1 protein-coding gene and 1 rRNA gene are annotated in these 520 nt (G+C 41.9%); both read left to right on the forward strand.

The genetic code is table 11. The features are described from left to right. Positions 1-82 (forward strand): 5S ribosomal RNA (gene rrf / locus OA91_RS24895); the annotation flags it as partial. Between the two features lie 125 nt (positions 83-207). Continuing rightward, a complete protein-coding gene (locus OA91_RS23850; RefSeq protein WP_063340091.1) occupies positions 208-429 on the forward strand; it encodes a hypothetical protein in 222 nt (73 codons plus the stop codon). The last annotated feature ends 91 nt before the right edge of the window (positions 430-520 follow it).

Here is a 520-nt window from a genome sequence, read left to right on the forward strand (position 1 = left end):
CCCATCCCGAACTCAGAAGTGAAAAGTGACATCGCCGATGGTAGTGTGGGAGGTCCCATGTGAGAGTAGGTCGTTATCAAGATTGAATTATAAAAAGCCTGATCTATGATCAGGCTTTTTTTTGCCTAAAATTTACTAGGCAAAAGGTAAGAGATAACAACGTCTGAACCACCTGATTCCATCCCCTTCCCTAATAAAGAGCCAGAAGTGAAAAGTGACATCGCCGATGGTAGCTTGGCGCTGCTAAGTGATCAATGGGGTCGTTATCAAGATTACTCTCTTAAGATAAGTAAAAGCTTGATCACTGATCAGGCTTTTTTTTGCCTGAAATTTATTGAAAGACACATTATAAGCCGCCTATCTCTCGTTTCCATGGCCCTCCAAGGGAATGCAGGTACCGTCCCAATAAGTGTGTCTACCTCTCGTTAACTCTTCTGTTTCATCTCATCAATTAAACAAGTTACTTTTAATTAATCGGCTCACCGGATGGCGATAAGTTGAGCTGTTCATATCAATAGCG

This window comes from Marinomonas sp. SBI8L (assembly GCF_001624705.1).
Lineage (GTDB): Bacteria > Pseudomonadota > Gammaproteobacteria > Pseudomonadales > Marinomonadaceae > Marinomonas.